A 14,837-nucleotide genomic window follows, 5' to 3' on the forward strand; every position below is an offset into this window, starting at 1 on the left:
GCGTGCCCGCCCGGTGGGGCTTCGAGGGGGACGGGGGCGGCATGGGGGACATGAGCGACGTGGGCCGCTCCGGCGGCGGACGGGGAGCGGGACCGCTGCTGCTCGGAGTGCGGCACCACGGGCCGGGGTCGGCGCGGTCCGTGCGGGCCGCGCTGGAGGAGACCCGGCCGGAGGTCGTCCTGGTCGAGGGCCCGCCCGAGGCGAACGATCTGATTCCGCTCGCCGCGGACGAGGACATGCGCCCGCCGGTCGCCCTGCTCGCCCATGCCGTGGACGAGCCCGGCCGCTCGGCGTTCTGGCCGCTCGCCGACTTCTCCCCGGAGTGGGTCGCGATCCGCTGGGCGCTCGAGCACGGCGTCCCCGCCCGCTTCGTCGACCTGCCCGCCACCCACAGCCTGGCCTGGAGGAGGGACGGGGAGGCGGAGGGCGGGCCGGAGGACCGCGCGACGGCGGACGGGGAGCGGGTGACCGGTGCCGGCGCGGGCGCCGATGTGCGGATCGATCCGCTCGGGGTGCTGGCCGAGGCAGCCGGGTACGACGACGCCGAGCGGTGGTGGGAGGACGCCGTCGAGCACCGGGGCACGGGGGAGAAGGGCGAGGCACTCGCACCGTTCACCGCCCTGGAGGAGGCCATGACGGCGCTGCGGGAGGAGTACGGAAGCGGCGGACACGACCGGGATCTCGTCCGTGAGGCGTACATGCGCCTCCAGATCCGGGCGGCGCAGCGCGAGTTCGGGAGTGGCGTGGCCGTCGTCTGCGGTGCCTGGCACGTGCCCGCGTTGCGGCGGAGGGCCACCGTCGCCGCCGACCGGTCCCTGCTGAGGGGACTGCCGAAGATCAAGGCGGACATGACCTGGGTGCCGTGGACGAACCGCAGGCTGTCCCGCTTCAGCGGATACGGCGCGGGCATCGACTCGCCCGGCTGGTACGGGCACCTGTTCGGCGCGGTGGACCGGCCCGTCGAGCGGTGGATGACCAAGGTGGCGGGGCTGCTGCGGGCCGAGGACCGGATCGTGTCCTCCGCCCATGTCATCGAGGCGGTGCGGCTGGCGGACACGCTCGCCGCGATGTGCGGCCGGCCCCTGCCCGGACTGGGCGAGACGACCGACGCGGTCCGGGCGGTGATGTGCGAGGGCTCCGACGTGCCGCTGGCGCTGGTGCACGACCGGCTGATCGTCGGGGACGTGCTGGGGGAGGTGCCGGCGGCGGCGCCCGCGGTGCCCCTCCAGCGGGACCTCACGCGGACCCAGCGCAGGCTGCGGCTGAAGCCCGAGGCCGCGGAGCGCGAACTGGAACTCGACCTGCGCAAGGAGACCGACGGGGAGCGCAGCAGACTGCTGCACCGGCTGCGGCTGCTCGCCGTGAACTGGGGCGAGCCGGCGGCCTCGTACGGAAGTACGGGCACCTTCCGGGAGGCCTGGCGGCTGCGCTGGGACCCGGAGCTGTCCGTGCGGGTCGCGGAGGCAGGGATATGGGGGACGACCGTACGCGCCGCCGCGACCGCCAAGGCCGAGGCGGACGCCGTCGCCGCCCAGGGCCTCGCCGACGTCACCGGGCTCGCCGAGCGCTGCCTCCTGGCCGAACTGCCCGACGCGCTGCCGACGGTGATGCGGATACTCGCCGACCGCGCGGCCCTCGACCCGGACGTCGGCCATCTCGCCCAGGCCCTGCCGGCCCTGGTCCGCTCGCTGCGCTACGGGGATGTGCGCGGCACCGGATCCGGGGCGCTCGCGGAGGTCGCCGCCGGGCTGGCGGAGCGGATCCTGGTCGGCCTGCCACCGGCGTGTGCCGGACTGGACGCGGACGCCGCCGACGAGATGCGCGGCCACCTCGACGCCGTGCACGGCGCGGTCGGCCTCCTCGGCGACGCACCCGCACCGGGCCACGGCGACCTGCGCGCCCGCTGGGCGTCGGTGCTGCGCACGCTGGCGACGCGGGACACCCTGCCCGGGGTGATACGGGGGCGGTCCGTCCGTCTGCTGCTGGACGACGGGGAACTGGCGCACGACGAGGCGGCCCGGCAGATGGGGCTGGTGCTGTCGTCGCCGGGTACGGCACCGGCGGACGCGGCGGCGTGGATCGAGGGCTTCGTCGGCGGCGGCTCGGGCGGCCTGCTCCTCGTCCACGACGAGCGGCTCCTGGGACTGGTCGACGCGTGGCTGACGGGTGTGCCGGCGGAGGCGTTCACGGACGTACTGCCGCTGCTGCGGCGGACGTTCTCGGCGTACGAGTCCGGGGTCCGGCGCACGCTGGGTGAGCTGGTCCGGCGCGGGCCGGGGGCGCCGGGCGGGCCGGCGACCACCGGTTCCGGAGCACCCGGGTTCGCGGCCGGCCTCGACACCGCTCGCGCGGACGCGGTCCTGCCCGTGGTGCGGCTGCTGCTCGGCCTGGACGAGGACCGGGCCGCCGCCCGGGGCGGCGAAGACGGCGGGGACGGCGGGGACGCGCGTGCCGGCCTGGTGGGTGCGGCGCGATGACCGGCGTACGGGTACGGCAGAAAGGCGCACGGCCGCCGGGCGCACGGGTGCGGGACGAACACCCCGGACCGAAGGACGACGGGGTGAAGGGCCACGGCACGAGGGGGGACACATGTCGGCTGCGGTGACGGACGCGGAGCAGGAGCGGCTGCGGCGGTGGCGGCTGGTGCTGGGCGGGGGCGCGGCGGACGGCACCGGGTGCGGTCTGTCCGGGCAGGACGCCGCCATGGACGGAACGCTCGCCGCGCTCTACGGCAAGGGGGACGGACCGCAGAAGGCGGGCAAGGAGCGGGCGGGACAGGAGCGTTCGGCGGGACTGGGGGCGTCCGCGCCGTCGGTGGCGCGCTGGCTCGGGGACATCCGGACCTACTTCCCGTCCTCCGTCGTCCGGATCATGCAGCGCGACGCCATCGACCGGCTGGGGCTCGCCACCCTCCTCCTGGAACCGGAGATGCTGGAGGCGGTCGAGGCCGACGTCCACCTCGTGGGCACCCTGATGTCGCTCAACAAGGCGATGCCGGAGACGACGAAGGAGACGGCACGGGCCGTCGTCCGCAAGGTCGTCGACGCGCTGGAGAAACGGCTCGCCGCCCGCACCCGGGCCACCCTCACCGGTGCCCTCGACCGGAGCGCCCGCGTCAGCCGGCCCCGCCACCACGACATCGACTGGAACCGCACCATCGCGGCCAACCTCAAGCACTACCTCCCCGAGTACCGGACGGTCGTGCCCGAGCGGCTCATCGGCTACGGGCGTGCCGCGCGGTCGGTGAAGAAGGAGGTCGTCCTCTGCATCGACCAGTCCGGGTCCATGGCGGCGTCCGTCGTCTACGCGTCGGTGTTCGGAGCGGTCCTCGCGTCCATGCGGTCGATCGACACGCGGCTGGTCGTGTTCGACACGGCGGTCGTCGACCTCACGGACCAGCTCGACGATCCCGTCGACGTGATCTTCGGGACCCGGCTCGGCGGCGGTACGGACATCAACCGGGCGCTGGCGTACTGCCAGTCACAGATCACCCGGCCCGCGGAGACGGTGGTCGTACTCATCAGCGACCTCTACGAAGGGGGCATCCGTGACGAGATGCTCAAGAGGGTCGCGGCGATGAAGGCGTCCGGGGTGCAGTTCGTGACGCTGCTGGCGCTGTCCGACGAGGGGGCGCCCGCCTACGACCGGGAGCACGCGGCCGCACTTGCCGCGCTGGGGGCGCCGGCGTTCGCCTGCACGCCCGACCTGTTTCCGGAGGTGATGGCCGCGGCGATCGAGAAACGTCCGCTGCCGGTACCGGACCCGGTGTGAGGAGAGAGGTGCGGCGAAGAGGCGGACGGGGCGGAGAGTGAGGGAGGGCGGTGACGATGTGCCGATCCGTCGTCGTCCGACCTGCGTCGGCAAAGGCGGATATGGCGGTCCATCGGTCCATCGGGGCTTGCGCGACCTCGGGAGTGGCGTGCGAGGATCGACGCCGCTCGGCGCCTGAGGCGTCGGCGTTCCCCTTGTGCCGCCGTCCCCGAGGAACGTCTCTCCCTTGACCCGGTCCGCAGTCCTGCCCGGTGCCGCTCCGCGCGCGACGCGCACGGTGGCCGGCAGGCGTGTGCTGCACCTGGTGCTTCTGGTGGGTGCGGTGTTCGTCCTCGGGGTGCTGTGCGGGGAGCGCGCACAAGCGGTGGACGGGGGACCGGTGAGGGCGTCCTCCGGGCCGCCCCCGCTCTCCTCCGCCGTCCCCTCTCCTGCCTCTTCGTCCGCGCCTTCCTCTCCCTCCTCCGCCGCCGGGGTCGCGGTGCCGGTGGTGGACGGTGCCCGGGCGGGGGTGAGTGCTGCGGCCGGGCGGCCCGGCGGTCCGGGTGCGACGTCGGTCGAGCGGTCGGCGGATTCGGACGAGCGGAGCGCCGCGCCCGGTTCCGATCCCGCTCCCGACCCCCGTCCCGACCCCCGTCCCGATCCGGTCCGTCCCGATCCGGTCCGTCCGGTGCAGCCTCGTCCCGCGAAGCCCCATCCGGCGGAGGACCTCCCCGAGGACATCCCTCCGGGGACGGCACGTCCTACAGGCGAGGGCGAGGGCAAGGGGATTGTCCGGGCGGTGGGGGAGCGGGTCGTGACCCCGGCCGTCGACCGGCCGGGCGGGATCGTCGCGGGTCTGGCCGCGGCGCCCGGGAAGGCGCTCCCGGCACCACCCCTGCCGTCCCTGCCCGCCCTGCCCGGTCTGTCGTGGCCCGGTGTGTCGCAGCCCGCGCCACTCCCGGAGCTCCCGGTGCTGCCCGATCTCCCGGTGGCGCCCGGATTCCCGGGACCGTCAGACCTGCTGCCGGTCACCCTGCCGGCGCCGCTCACGTTCGACCCGCCGAAGGGCACCGGGGCCTCTCGGCAGGCGGCTCCCGCTCCTCAGCCGAAGCCGAAGCCCGAGCCGGGGGCCTCCGTGTCACCGGACGCGGGCCGACCCGGAGCGGCGGAGGCAGCCCCGCACGGCCCGCACCACAAAGGCGCCGGGACCGGCACCGAGGCGTACGCCACCTGGTCGCACGACGGAGCCGACGACCGCGGGGACGCGAGGACCGTGCCGCACACCGAGCCGGCGGCCCCCGCTCCCCACGCCCCCGGCGAAAGCCCGGACGGCACGACGGGCAACCGCACCGCCGCCGACCACGGCACCCCGCGTCACGGGGACACCCCGGCCGTGACCGTGAGTCACCGCCCCCGTCTCCTGCTGGCCCCCGGCGTCGCCGCGCAGGCCGAAGCGGCCGAGACGCGGGACCGGTACCGGGACGTCCCCGTCTCCCCCGCGTAGGCGAGCCCGCGACGGGCGGGCCGCGCTCCCTCCGGGTGCGGACACCCGAGCCCGCCTCTCCCCCGCAGTCCCCGAGTCATCCGTACGTCGCGCATGTCGCGTACGTCACACGCCTGACCTGACTCGCGAGTAATGAAGACTTCACGGGGCATCCGGGCATGGGCGGCCGAACGCCATCGGCCTGTCCGGCCGTAAACCCGTGGATGAGGTGGCCGGCCCCATTGGGGTGGGAGCCGGTCACCCCGCGCCCCGGAGAGCGGGCATGTGCCCGCCCCGCCGGGTGCACGGCGGGCCTCACCGGGCCAACCCCAGCCCGGTGAGGCCACTCGCCCATGACACTCTGTGTCACTGAACCAGGCATCATGTGACAGGTATCACCGCTCAGGTGTGACCCCACGATTTCGGGAGGCCTCGCAACCGGCGATAACCTGCGAGATGGACATGCCGCGCGCTCGGACACCGTGTGCGCTTCCCTTGTGACACAGCGGACGTCGTCACGTTGCCCTTCGCGGCACGCCCACGCATCCAACGAACCGCGAGATCACTGATAGGGACGGAAGCGCGTGGACCTGTTCGAGTATCAGGCGAGGGACCTCTTCGCCAAGCACGATGTACCGGTGCTGGCCGGTGAAGTCATCGACACGCCTGAGGCGGCGCGCGAGATCACCGAGCGTCTCGGCGGCAAGTCCGTCGTCAAGGCGCAGGTGAAGGTCGGTGGCCGCGGCAAGGCCGGTGGCGTGAAGCTGGCAGCAACCCCGGACGAGGCCGTCGCCCGTGCGACGGACATCCTCGGCATGGACATCAAGGGCCACACGGTCCACAAGGTGATGATCGCCGAGACCGCTCCGGAAATCGTCGAGGAGTACTACGTCTCCTTCCTCCTCGACCGTGCCAACCGCACCTTCCTCTCCATCGCGTCCGTCGAGGGCGGCGTGGACATCGAGGAGGTGGCGGCCACCCGTCCGGAGGCCGTCGCCAAGACCCCGATCGACCCCAACGAGGGCGTGACCCCCGAGAAGGCGCGCGAGATCGTCGAGGCCGCGAAGTTCCCGGCCGAGGTGGCCGACAAGGTCGCCGACGTCCTCGTCACGCTGTGGAAGACGTTCATCGCCGAGGACGCGCTCCTCGTCGAGGTCAACCCGCTGGCCAAGGTCGCCTCCGGTGACGTCCTCGCCCTCGACGGCAAGGTGAGCCTCGACGACAACGCCGAGTTCCGTCACCCCGACTTCGAGGCGTTCCACGACAAGGCCGCGGCCAACCCGCTGGAGGCCGCCGCCAAGGAGAAGAACCTCAACTACGTCAAGCTCGACGGCGAGGTCGGCATCATCGGCAACGGCGCGGGGCTCGTGATGAGCACCCTGGACGTCGTCGCCTACGCCGGTGAGGCACACGGCGGCGTGAAGCCCGCCAACTTCCTCGACATCGGCGGTGGCGCCTCCGCCGCCGTCATGGCGAACGGCCTGGAGATCATCCTCGGCGACCCGGACGTCAAGTCCGTCTTCGTCAACGTCTTCGGTGGCATCACCGCCTGCGACGAGGTCGCCAACGGCATCGTGCAGGCGCTGCAGCTGCTCGCGGACAAGGGCGAGGAAGTCACCAAGCCGCTGGTCGTGCGCCTGGACGGCAACAACGCCGAACTGGGTCGCAGGATCCTCTCGGACGCCAACCACCCGCTCGTGCAGCGCGTGGACACCATGGACGGCGCGGCCGACAAGGCCGCCGAGCTCGCGGCTGCGAAGTAAGGGACGAGGGACTAAACAGCCATGGCTATCTTCCTCAACAAGGACTCCAAGGTCATCGTCCAGGGCATGACCGGTGCCACGGGCATGAAGCACACCAAGCTCATGCTGGCCGACGGCACGAACATCGTCGGCGGTGTGAACCCGCGCAAGGCGGGCACCTCCGTCGACATCGAGGGCAACGACATCCCGGTCTTCGGTACGGTCGCCGAGGCGATCGAGAAGACGGGTGCGAACGTATCCGTCCTCTTCGTGCCGCCGGCGTTCGCGAAGGCCGCCGTCGTCGAGGCCATCGACGCCGAGATCCCGCTCGCGGTCGTCATCACCGAGGGCATCGCGGTCCACGACTCGGCCGCGTTCTACGCGTACGCCGTGTCGCAGGGCAACAAGACCCGGATCATCGGCCCGAACTGCCCCGGTCTGATCACCCCGGGCCAGTCGAACGCCGGCATCATCCCGGGCGACATCACCAAGCCGGGCCGCATCGGCCTGGTCTCGAAGTCCGGCACGCTGACGTACCAGATGATGTACGAGCTGCGGGACATCGGCTTCTCGTCGGCCGTCGGCATCGGTGGCGACCCGGTCATCGGTACGACCCACATCGACGCGCTGGCCGCGTTCGAGGCCGATCCCGACACCGACCTGATCGTGATGATCGGTGAGATCGGCGGCGACGCCGAGGAGCGGGCCGCGGCGTACATCAAGGAGAACGTGAAGAAGCCGGTCGTCGGCTACGTCGCGGGCTTCACCGCGCCCGAGGGCAAGACCATGGGCCACGCCGGCGCCATCGTCTCCGGTTCGTCCGGTACCGCCCAGGCCAAGAAGGAGGCCCTCGAGGCCGCGGGCGTCAAGGTCGGCAAGACGCCGACCGAGACGGCCAAGCTGGCGCGCGAGATCCTCGCGGGCTGATCAGCCGCAGAACACGGATGGGCCCGTTCCTCCCCGGGGGAACGGGCCCATCGTCGTTTTCGGACGCGGGGCCGGGACCGGGATCGGAAACCGTACCGGGGCCGGAAACCGTACCGGGCCGGAAGCCGTACCGGAGCCGTGGCCGGGCCCGTCACCGCGACTGCGGTGCCAGTCGTTCCGGGCCGTGCAGCAGTTCCTCGCGGAGCTTGGTGCGCAACTCCCGCTCCTTGCCCGAGAGGGGTCCCGGCGCCACCCGCGGCGGTACCCCCCGGACCGTCTCGCCGGGCGGCACCGGCGGGTCGTACCGTGTGGGAGCCGTGCACAGGGTGAGCGCGGTGGCGCCGATCAGGGCGACCGTGAAGGCGATGGCGGCCCGGGTCCGGAAACGGGCCCTGCGCTCGCTGCCGTCGCGCACCTGTGGCGGTCTGGCGGACCGGAGGTGTTCGGTGGAGGCCAGGTCGGCCAGCCGTTGGTGCAGGACGAGCGGATCCGACAGTTCCGGCAGCCGGGCCGCGAGGGTCTCGCGGGCGTGCAGCAGGCGGCTCGCGGTCGCGGGCGTGCTCGCCTCCGTCTCCGCCGCGGTCTCCGGCAGGTCGAGGCCGATACCGTCGTAGAGCACGAGCGTGCGGCGGTGGGGCGGCGGCAGTCGCAGCAGGAGGTCCAGCAGCGCGCGGTCAAAGGGCTGCGAGGGCGGTGGTTCCGGACGCCGGTGGCGGGGCCGGAACCGGTGCCACGGGGCGAGCGCCCACTCGTACGCCGCCGCGCGCACCCAGCCGGCCGGGTCACGGTCGCGCGCCACCTCGGGCCAGCTCTCCCAGGCCAGTTGGAAGGCCCGCTCCACCGATTCGCGCGCCAGGTCGCGACGGCCGGACAGCAGATACGCCTGTCGTACGAGTGCCGGGGCGCAGAAGGCGTACAGGGCGTCGAAGGCCTGGGCGGGCGTCAGGGTGGCGGGATCGCCGGCCTCCTCCAGGACGGACCGGGCGGGCTGCCCCCGGGCGGTCCGCCCGGCAGCCGAACGGGCGGGAGGCTCGGCCGAACGTCCGGAGGGCTCGGCCGGCTTCGTCGGCCCGGCCGGCCCGGCCGGTGTGATGGGTTCGGGCTTCGTCGGGGTGGCGGGGGTGGCGGTGGTCAGCAGCTTCGCGTACGCCTCCCCCTTCCGGCCGCACGGTACGGTGCGGCCGGACTCCCACGCACGCACCGTCTCGCGGCTGACGCCGACCCGCCGGGCGAGCTGAGCCTGTGTCAGCGAGCGGGACTCGCGTAGGCGTCGGCGTTCCTCGGGCGGGGGGAGGGGGGTGGCAGGGCTCCGCGTCACAGGACGCCCCTTCGTGCGAAAAAGTACATAAACTTATATTGGGCGACACGGCGGTGCTTCGCCTGTTACGCAGGGAAAGCGCGTGTCGTTGGGAGCATGGCGGATGTGATCCAGACGACCGCCCGCCGAACGAGGCCGGCCCTCCTGCTCACCCGGATGCGCGACCGCTCGCCCGGACTGGACTCCGCCCTCCTCGGCGGTGCCCTCGCGGCGGGGCTCGGGCTCGCCGCCTTCGCCATGCTCGCGACGCTGCTGTGGATCAGCTCGCCGTACCCGGACAGCGGGCCCGACGGCGCGCTGAGTGTCGCGGCGGCGCTGTGGCTGCTGGCGCACGGTGCCGAACTGGTCCGCACCGACACGCTCTCGGGCGCGCCGGCTCCACTCGGTGTGCCGCCGTTGCTGCTGCTCGCCCTCCCGGTGTGGCTGCTGCACCGGGCGGCCCGCGACGCCGCCGACGGGGGCGCGTCGGACGCGTCGGGAGCTTCGGGCGACGCCCCGCTCGTCCACGGCCCGACGGCCTGGGCGGGCGTCGTCCTCGGCTACCTGGCCGTCGGCACGCCCGCGGCGCTCTACGCCGCAGGCGGTGCGTTGCGGCCCGCGTGGGCGTCGGCGGGCGTGTGCGTGCCGCTGGTCGCGGTGGTGGCGGCGGGCGTGGGGGTGTGGCGGGCGTACGGCTGCCCGCGCGGGCCGCTGGAACGGGCGGTGGGTGTGCTGCTGCCGCGGGACGTACGCCATCTGCTCCTCGGTCCGGACGGACGCCTCGGAGTCGCCGCGCGCGCGGCGGCGGCCGGGGCGGCGGTGCTCGTCGGCGGCGGGGCGTTGCTGCTGACGGTGTCACTGCTGTGGCACGGCGGCGAGACCCAGGACGCCTTCCTGCGGCTGACGCAGGGGTGGTCGGGGTGGGTCGCGGTGCTGCTGCTCGGCGTCGCCCTGCTGCCGAACGCGGCGGTGTGGGCGACGGCGTACGCCCTGGGCCCCGGGTTTTTCCTCGGCGCCGGCCATGCCGTGACTCCGCTCTCCGCCACGCCGGCTCCGCTGCTGCCCGCGTTCCCGCTCCTCGCGGCGGTGCCGGACGCGGGGGCCGGGACGCCGGTGAACTGGGCGGCCGGGGTGGTGCCGTTGGCGGCCGGGGCGGCGGCGGGGTGGTACGTCGCGCAGGGGGCCACGCCGGCCGGGCACCCGGCGGGACCCGGAGGCGGGCGGTCGGGGCGGGAACCGGACGCGGTCTGGTCGCAGGGCCGGACGGCCGGTGTCGCCGGGGTCGCGGCGGTACTGTGCGCGGCCCTGCTGGCGCTGTTCGCCGCGTCGGCGGGTGGGCCGATGGGCGTCGCCGCACTCTCCCGGTTCGGGCCGGTGTGGTGGCAGACGGGGGGTGCGACGCTGGTGTGGATCGGGCTGGTGGCCACGGCGACGGCCCTGCCGGCACGGGCCTGGCGCTGCCGCACGCCCCGGAGCGAACGGGCGGAGCGGGCACCGGCGGGCACGGACGAGAAGGCGTGGGCCGGGGTGCGGGCGACTGCGCGGGCATGGAGGGTGTGGGCCGGGGTGCGGGCGACTGCGCGGGCATGGATGGCGTGGATCGGCAGCCCGCGCCGGGGGGCGCCGGAGGGCGGCACCGGTACGACGGCGGACGGCCGACGGTGCCGGGACGCCGCGGGCCCCTACGACTTCCTTCCGGCGGACCCCGCCCCCGGCCGGGATGCCCTCAGCCGCGGCCTCCCCACCGCTCCCGAAACCCCGAAGCCGCCCCCCGCCCGGTAGGGCGGGGGGAGGGGGAGGGGGGGCGGCTTCGGGAAGCGGGGAAGCGAGGGAGCCGGGGCACGGCCGCCGGCCGGCTGTCAGCCAACCGGTTGTCGGCCGACTGTCACTCGGTCGTCCCGAGCAGGTTCCGGAGTTCGTCCGGCAGGAGGTCGTTGCAGGACTCCTTGGACTGCTGGGTGAGGGCGTCACTCGTGCACGTGTAGTAATCCTGATAGACCATCTGTGCCGTGAAGCTGACAGCGACCAGGATGAGCGCCAGGGAGGCCGTGACCAGCCCGCTCACCGCCGCGGTGGTCTGCGGACGGCCCTTCTGCGGCCGGCCCGTCTGCGCGGGCGGCGCAGGGGAGTCGAGGTCGGCCGCCGCACGGGGCTTGCTCCGCAGGGCGCTGACGGCCCAGTGCACGGCGAGCGCACCCAGCAGCAGCGCGACGTACGGCCAGCCGAACAGGGCGAAGAAGAAGGCCCACATACCGGACAGCAGGGCGTAGCGCGCCCGGCGCTGGGCCGGATCCGTGGGGTCCCAGCGCGGGTTGGGGCTCTGAGGGCCGCCGGCCCCGCCACCGCCCTGCCCCTCCGGGCCGTGCGGGCGCTCACCGAAACCGCCGGAGGAACGGCCGGGCTGCCGGTCGCTCCACCGCCCGCCCCAGAGGGCACGGCCGCCGTCCCCCTGGCCGCCGCTGTCACCGCCCTCGTCGCCGGACGGGCGGCGGGGCTGCCAGGGCTGGTCGGGCGTCCCCTCCGGTGGCGGCGCGAACGGATTGTTCTCCTCGGAGCCACGGCGCCCGTCGCCGCCGCTGCCCTCGCCCCGCGGTGTCTCGGGCGGCGAGGAGGGGCGCTCCCGCAGCAGCACGGCGCCACGCTCCCCTCCCTGCGCCGACGGCTGGGGGAACGTGAGGAATCGCAGGCTGCGGTCCGGCATCAAGTGAGCGTCTTCCCCTTAATCAAGTCAGTCAACAACTGCTACAGCCAATGCTCGACCACAGCTACTGCTGGGCGGGCCGGGACATGTACGGCTGAGCCGGCGTGTTCCCGTCCGCTTTCCGGCCCGGGCGCCTCGTCCTGTGAACGCTTGGTGCACAAGCGGCGTTCCCGGGTGACCGGGCGTTCCCGGACGTTGCGAACCGGCTCTTCCCAGACGCTACCTTCCGGCCATGCCCCCGTCCCGTGGGGGCCGCCTCATGTGCCGGTATCGTTGCTGGCGGTCGGCCGCTTCGTAGGCTTCCCCGTATCCGAGGGTGCGAAGCATTCGTATGAATGTACAAAGTGCTGGTCCCCGACCGCACCAGTGCTCCCCGAGAAAGGGCCCCACCGTGGCCGCCAAGCCCGTGGCCGAGCGCGCCAGGCGTCTCGTCGTGCTGGTCTCCGGATCCGGCACCAACCTTCAGGCGCTCCTCGACGAGATCGCCGTCACCGGCGCCGAGACGTACGGAGCCGAGATCGTGGCCGTCGGCGCCGACCGTGCGGGCATCGAAGGGCTCGCCCGCGCCGAGCGCGCCGGGCTGCCGACCTTCGTGTGCCGGGTCGGGGACCACGCCACCCGCCAGGAGTGGGACGCGGCGCTCGCCGAGGCCGTCGCCGCCCACGAGCCCGACCTCGTGGTCTCCGCCGGGTTCATGAAGATCGTGGGCAAGGAGTTCCTCGCGCGCTTCGGAGGGCGGTTCGTCAACACCCACCCCGCCCTGCTGCCCAGTTTCCCCGGAGCCCACGGCGTACGGGACGCGCTCGCGTACGGCGCCAGGGTCACCGGCTGCACCGTCCACTTCGTCGACGACGGCGTCGACACCGGGCCGATCATCGCGCAGGGCGTGGTGGAGGTCCGGGACGAGGACGACGAGAGCACGTTGCACGAGCGCATCAAGGAAGTCGAGCGAAGACTGCTCGTCGAGGTCGTGGGGCGGATCGCCCGCAACGGCTATCGCATCGAGGGACGAAAGGTAGTTATCCAGTGACCGCCGAGAGCAACAAGCGGGTCATCCGACGGGCGCTCGTCAGCGTCTACGACAAGACCGGCCTCGAGGACCTCGCGCGCGGCCTGCACGAGGCCGGCGTGGAGCTCGTCTCCACCGGTTCCACCGCCGGCCGCATCTCCGCCGCCGGCGTCCCCGTCACCAAGGTCGAGGAGCTCACCGGCTTCCCCGAGTGCCTGGACGGCCGCGTCAAGACCCTGCACCCGAAGGTCCACGCCGGCATCCTCGCCGACCTGCGCCTCGACAGCCACCGGCAGCAGCTCGGCGAGCTGGGCGTGGAGCCGTTCGACCTGGTCGTGGTCAACCTCTACCCGTTCCGCGAGACCGTCGCCTCGGGCGCGACGCCCGACGAGTGCGTCGAGCAGATCGACATCGGCGGTCCGTCGATGGTGCGCGCCGCGGCGAAGAACCACCCCTCGGTCGCCGTGGTGACCAGCCCCGCCCGTTACGCCGACGTCCTGTCGGCGGTGCGGGACGGCGGTTTCGACCTCACCACCCGCAAGCGGCTCGCCGCCGAGGCATTCCGGCACACCGCCGCGTACGACGTGGCGGTCGCCTCCTGGTTCGCCTCGGAGTACGCCCCCGTGGACGACTCCCAGTTCCCCGACTTCCTCGGCGCCACGTACGACCGCGCCCACACCCTGCGCTACGGCGAGAACCCGCACCAGCCCGCCGCGCTGTACGTCTCCGGCACGGGCGGCCTCGCGGAGGCCGAGCAGCTGCACGGCAAGGAGATGTCGTACAACAACTACACGGACACGGACGCCGCCCGCCGTGCCGCGTACGACCACAGCGAGCCGTGCGTCGCGATCATCAAGCACGCCAACCCGTGCGGCATCGCGACCGGTGCGGACGTCGCCGAGGCGCACCGCAAGGCGCACGCCTGCGACCCGCTGTCCGCGTTCGGCGGCGTGATCGCGGTCAACCGCCCGGTGTCCAGGGAGATGGCCGAGCAGGTCGCCGAGATCTTCACCGAGGTCGTCGTCGCGCCGGACTACGAGGAGGGCGCCCTCGAGGCCCTCACCAAGAAGAAGAACATCCGCGTGCTGCGCGCTCCGGAGGCCCCCGCCGCCCCGGTCGAGGTCAAGCCGATCGACGGCGGCGCCCTCCTCCAGGTCGCCGACCGTCTCCAGGCCGAGGGCGACGACCCGGCGAACTGGACCCTCGCGAGCGGCGAGGCGCTGTCCGAGGCGGAGCTGGCCGAGCTGGCCTTCGCCTGGAGGGCCTGCCGGGCCGTGAAGTCCAACGCCATCCTGCTCGCCAAGGACGGTGCCTCGGTCGGCGTCGGCATGGGCCAGGTCAACCGGGTCGACTCCGCGAAGCTCGCGGTGGAGCGGGCGGGAGCCGAGCGTGCGGCCGGCTCCTTCGCCGCGTCCGACGCCTTCTTCCCCTTCCCGGACGGCCTGGAGATCCTCACCGGGGCCGGCGTGAAGGCCGTGGTCCAGCCCGGCGGTTCGGTCCGCGACGAGCAGGTCGTCGAGGCCGCGAACAAGGCCGGCGTGACGATGTACTTCACGGGGACGCGCCACTTCTTCCACTGACGGTGGAACGACAGTGACGGTGACTGCCCGCCCGGGCCCCCGCCCCTCCGCCCGTCCGCCCGAGCGGAGGGGCGGACGGGCGGAGGGGCGGAGGGACACAACCTCTCGGATGTGTCCGGGTCACTTCCTGGCCGGAGGCGTGTACTCCTCGAGGTAGTGGGCGACGCGGTCGGCGTACGTGCGGTGGTGCGGGGGAACTCCGCCCGCGTCGTTCACTTTCCGGTACGACGTGCGGTAGACGGCGGCGAGCAGGACCCGGGGGCCGGCGTGCGCCAAGGCCCGCCCGGTGCGGCTGGACCAGTCGACCAGGGCGACGCACCAGGGCCGTGTCTCCCCCCGTACGGGGGG

General features: G+C 73.7%; 10 protein-coding genes and 1 pseudogene. 8 read left to right on the top strand and 3 right to left on the bottom strand.

What is annotated here, in order from left to right; genetic code table 11:
* The first annotated feature begins 41 nt into the window (after positions 1–41).
* The 5 genes from ACFWVE_RS13180 to sucD all read left to right on the top strand — a co-directional run bounded on the left by ACFWVE_RS13180 (position 42) and on the right by sucD (position 7,902).
* Positions 42–2,477, top strand: coding sequence for a DUF5682 family protein (locus ACFWVE_RS13180; RefSeq protein ID WP_384012250.1), 2,436 nt, complete (start codon positions 42–44; stop codon positions 2,475–2,477).
* 112 nt (positions 2,478–2,589) lie between these two features.
* Entirely contained in the window at positions 2,590–3,771 is a 1,182-nt protein-coding gene (locus ACFWVE_RS13185; RefSeq protein WP_384012253.1) for a VWA domain-containing protein, read from the top strand.
* A gap of 226 nt (positions 3,772–3,997) precedes the next feature.
* The gene (locus ACFWVE_RS13190; protein WP_384012256.1) at positions 3,998–5,254 is read left to right on the top strand and encodes a hypothetical protein; all 1,257 of its coding nucleotides are present in this window, start codon (positions 3,998–4,000) and stop codon (positions 5,252–5,254) included.
* Positions 5,255–5,817: 563 nt separating this feature from the next.
* A complete protein-coding gene (gene sucC, locus ACFWVE_RS13195) occupies positions 5,818–6,996 on the top strand; it encodes an ADP-forming succinate--CoA ligase subunit beta (RefSeq protein ID WP_384012259.1) in 1,179 nt (392 codons plus the stop codon).
* A gap of 21 nt (positions 6,997–7,017) precedes the next feature.
* Positions 7,018–7,902, top strand: a complete 885-nt coding sequence (gene sucD / locus ACFWVE_RS13200) for a succinate--CoA ligase subunit alpha (protein ID WP_384012262.1) — start codon at positions 7,018–7,020, stop codon at positions 7,900–7,902.
* A 151-nt stretch (positions 7,903–8,053) separates the two neighbouring features.
* On the opposite strand, the gene ACFWVE_RS13205 is transcribed toward sucD, so the two are convergent.
* Entirely contained in the window at positions 8,054–9,220 is a 1,167-nt protein-coding gene (locus ACFWVE_RS13205) for a helix-turn-helix domain-containing protein (protein ID WP_384012265.1), read from the bottom strand.
* 96 nt (positions 9,221–9,316) lie between these two features.
* Here ACFWVE_RS13205 and ACFWVE_RS13210 point away from each other — a divergent pair, with 96 nt between their 5' ends.
* On the top strand, positions 9,317–10,981 hold the full coding sequence (locus tag ACFWVE_RS13210) for a DUF6350 family protein (RefSeq protein WP_384012268.1): 1,665 nt from the start codon (positions 9,317–9,319) through the stop codon (positions 10,979–10,981).
* A 103-nt stretch (positions 10,982–11,084) separates the two neighbouring features.
* Here the strand turns inward: ACFWVE_RS13210 and ACFWVE_RS13215 are convergent, their stop codons facing one another.
* Positions 11,085–11,900 (bottom strand): hypothetical protein, encoded by an 816-nt coding sequence (locus tag ACFWVE_RS13215; protein WP_384012270.1) that lies wholly within the window; start codon positions 11,898–11,900, stop codon positions 11,085–11,087.
* 391 nt (positions 11,901–12,291) lie between these two features.
* On the opposite strand from ACFWVE_RS13215, the gene purN reads away from it, so the two are divergent.
* Together purN and purH are read left to right on the top strand one after the other, a co-directional pair.
* On the top strand, positions 12,292–12,930 hold the full coding sequence (gene purN, locus ACFWVE_RS13220) for a phosphoribosylglycinamide formyltransferase (protein WP_384012273.1): 639 nt from the start codon (positions 12,292–12,294) through the stop codon (positions 12,928–12,930).
* Positions 12,927–14,489 (top strand): bifunctional phosphoribosylaminoimidazolecarboxamide formyltransferase/IMP cyclohydrolase, encoded by a 1,563-nt coding sequence (gene purH, locus ACFWVE_RS13225; protein ID WP_384012276.1) that lies wholly within the window; start codon positions 12,927–12,929, stop codon positions 14,487–14,489. Before purN ends, purH begins: the two co-directional genes overlap by 4 nt.
* Positions 14,490–14,609: 120 nt before the next feature.
* Here purH and ACFWVE_RS13230 read toward each other — a convergent pair.
* A pseudogene (locus ACFWVE_RS13230) lies at positions 14,610–14,837 on the bottom strand (hypothetical protein); the annotation flags it as partial.

Origin of the sequence: Streptomyces sp. NPDC058632 (assembly GCF_042717095.1) — a bacterium.
Classification (GTDB): domain Bacteria; phylum Actinomycetota; class Actinomycetes; order Streptomycetales; family Streptomycetaceae; genus Streptomyces.

What these genes read in the sequence shown, in the direction of transcription:
- ACFWVE_RS13215 (WP_384012270.1), bottom strand. Translation starts at nt 11,900, where the DNA reads ATGCCGGACCGCAGCCTGCGATTCCTCACGTTCCCCCAGCCGTCGGCG.
- ACFWVE_RS13210 (WP_384012268.1), top strand. Translation starts at nt 9,317, where the DNA reads ATGGCGGATGTGATCCAGACGACCGCCCGCCGAACGAGGCCGGCCCTC.
- sucD (WP_384012262.1), top strand. Translation starts at nt 7,018, where the DNA reads ATGGCTATCTTCCTCAACAAGGACTCCAAGGTCATCGTCCAGGGCATG.
- ACFWVE_RS13185 (WP_384012253.1), top strand. Translation starts at nt 2,590, where the DNA reads ATGTCGGCTGCGGTGACGGACGCGGAGCAGGAGCGGCTGCGGCGGTGG.
- ACFWVE_RS13180 (WP_384012250.1), top strand. Translation starts at nt 42, where the DNA reads ATGGGGGACATGAGCGACGTGGGCCGCTCCGGCGGCGGACGGGGAGCG.